The sequence below is a fragment of the Paenibacillus sp. 01T422 genome (assembly GCF_056398785.1).
The window spans coordinates 1-2,839 of record NZ_JBFTQB010000848.1 but is presented as its reverse complement, the minus strand read 5'-3'; the positions used below and the strand labels follow the sequence as shown (position 1 = coordinate 2,839).

The 2,839-nt window shown below is 44.5% G+C and carries 2 protein-coding genes and 1 pseudogene; all 3 read right to left on the bottom strand.

Translation table 11 applies throughout. The annotated features are described in order from the left end of the window. On the bottom strand, positions 1-1,076 hold a 1,076-nt coding region (gene proS, locus AC1DUA_RS32350), incomplete at its 3' end, for a proline--tRNA ligase (protein WP_477503640.1). A gap of 22 nt (positions 1,077-1,098) precedes the next feature. Then, complete coding sequence (gene rseP / locus AC1DUA_RS32345) at positions 1,099-2,358, bottom strand: RIP metalloprotease RseP (RefSeq protein WP_477503639.1); 1,260 nt, start codon at positions 2,356-2,358, stop codon at positions 1,099-1,101. Positions 2,359-2,530: 172 nt separating this feature from the next. After that, positions 2,531-2,839, bottom strand: a pseudogene (locus AC1DUA_RS32340) (1-deoxy-D-xylulose-5-phosphate reductoisomerase); the annotation flags it as partial.

Here is a 2,839-nt window from a genome sequence, read left to right as displayed (position 1 = left end):
GTATCACGTGGTCCCAATTCAACGCGAATCGGTACGCCGCGCATTTCATATTCATTGAATTTCCAGCCTGGGCTTTGATCAGCGCGATCGTCCACTTTCACACGGACACCTGCTTTTTTAAGATCAGCGTACAATTCGTCTACCCGAGCGATGACTTGATCCCGTGATTTTGGAGGACCAATTGGAATCATGATTACTTGTGTTGGAGCGACTTTAGGCGGAAGAACCAAGCCTCTGTCATCACCATGAACCATGATCAGCGCACCGATAAGTCGAGTACTCACGCCCCATGAAGTGGTATGTGCAAATTGGTGTTGATTCTCGCGATCCAAGAATTTGATATCAAAAGCAACAGCGAAATTCGTACCCAGGTAGTGAGAGGTACCTGCTTGTACAGCTTTTCCATCTTTCATCATCGCTTCAATCGAGAAAGTATCAATTGCGCCAGCGAATTTCTCAGAAGGTGTCTTTTGACCAACGATGACCGGAATAGCCAAGAAATCCTCAGCAAATTGACGATACACGTCTAACATTTGCATAGTTTCACGGCGTGCATCCTGCTCATCCTCATGTGCCGTATGGCCTTCTTGCCATAGGAACTCAGTTGTACGCAGGAAAGGCAACGTACGCTTCTCCCAACGAACCACATTTGCCCATTGGTTAATCAACAAAGGAAGATCACGATAGGAGTTGATCCACTCGGAGTACATATGCCCAATCATAGTTTCAGAAGTAGGGCGAATTGCCAAACGTTCTTCCAATTTCTCGCCGCCAGCTTCTGTTACCCATGGCAGTTCTGGATTAAAGCCCTCTACATGCTCTTTTTCCTTTTGGAAAAAACTTTCTGGGATGAAAAGAGGGAAATAAGCGTTCCTGTGACCCGTTTCTTTGAATTTGCTATCCAACTCGCGTTGAATGTTTTCCCAAATTTCGTAGCCATCCGGTTTAAAAACGATACAACCGCGAACCGGTGAGTAGCTCATCAGATCCGCTTTTTTGATCACATCTATGTACCAACGGGAGAAATCCTCTCCCTGTGGTGTAATCTCTTTAACAAACTGCTTATCGTTTGACATAAACCCTCCTAGATCATTAGAACTATCCCTTAATTAAACGTAAAATATCATTGTACGTTACGGCCACCATAAGCAGCATGAGCAGCGCAAACCCAACAAAGTGAACCATACTCTCCCGGTTCGGATCAATTGGCTTGCCGCGAAGCGCCTCTAGTCCCATGAACAATAATCTGCTTCCGTCCAAAGCAGGGATCGGCAAAAGATTAAATATCCCAAGATATAAACTTAATGTAGCCATCCACGAGAGAAAAACAGTTATTCCCATTTGGGCAAATTGGGCAGACACTTGAGCTGTTCTAACCGGACCACCTAAATCATCCAGTTTAAATTGCAGCATCACTAGCTTCTGCAAACTAGTTACGATTCCAATTGTTGTCCCAACAACTTGTTCATAAGTTCCACTTATTACTTCACCAAATGAAGCACTTCTTCGGTCACCTGAGATCACAACACCTAGTTTGCCTGAGCCTGCTTCCGTTTCTGGTGTTACCTGCAGAGTCAGCGGATTCCCTGCGCGGTCAATTACCCAAGTCATTGGCTTCCCAGCAGATGATTGAATCGACGTTACCAGCTTCTCTCGGTCATCGCCAATCGGCTGATTATCAATCGAAATGATAATGTCCCCTTTTTGCAACCCTGCCTTCTCTCCTGCTTTACCCCCAAGCACGGAATCCAGCTTTACATTCGTAAAGACACCAGACATGATTACAACGATTAGGAACAACACGATCGCCAAAAGAAAGTTCATCACAGGTCCCATTACAATAGCAATCGCCCGTTTCCCAACGGTTTTCGATCCGAATTGCCGATCATACGGTGCAATCTGTGTTTCAACTCCCTTGGTAACCATCATCGCTTCTCGGTCAACCGGATAGGTTACTCTTTCTCCATCGACATCGAGTGAAACTTGCAGTGTTTTTTCAAGATCGATATGTTCCACAACACCCAATATGACATTGGAGCGACGGTCTAATTGATCGAGAAAAAGGGAGGACACTTCATTTTGTTTATTTAATTTAATGGCAATGGTTTGTCCAGGGTTCACTTGAACAATTTCCGGATCTTCTCCAGCCATACGAACAAAACCACCGATGGGCAGTAGGCGAAGCGTATAACGAGTTTCCCCTTTTTTATATGAGAAAATCTTGGGTCCAAAACCGATGGCAAACTCTCTAACTAAGATGCCTGCGCGTTTTGCAAAGTAAAAATGCCCCCATTCATGAATCGAAACAAGAATGAAAAACATCAAAATAACCTTCAATCCAACTTCTATGGCTGACAAGTCGTATTTCCTCCTTCATGGACAGCATGTTCTTAGATTACCATTATTGAACCGCTGAATACAAGCTATGCCCGTTTAGCACAGTATACGAGCAGGGAGAATGAATTAGACGTACCTGTAACCAGAGAAAAAAAGAGCCGAGCCACACTCACTGACTTAAGCTCTTAACACATTAAAATTGAATAGACTCCGCAAATGATCTAGCCCATAGATCCTGCTCATGAATGAGATCCAGCTCAGGATTGGAATAAGACTCATGCTTCTGTAACGCTGCTTCAATGACTTGCTCGATTTGGAGAAAAGTGATTTCCCCTTTGAGGAAACGAGCAACAGCAATTTCATTGGCTGCATTGAAAACCGTCGGTGTCGTTCCACCTTGTCTACCGCTCTCATATGCCATCCTTACACATGGGTACCTTGTATAATCCAACTCGCGGAAATGCAGTTTACCAATCGCAGCCAGATCTAACCGCTTTGTTGG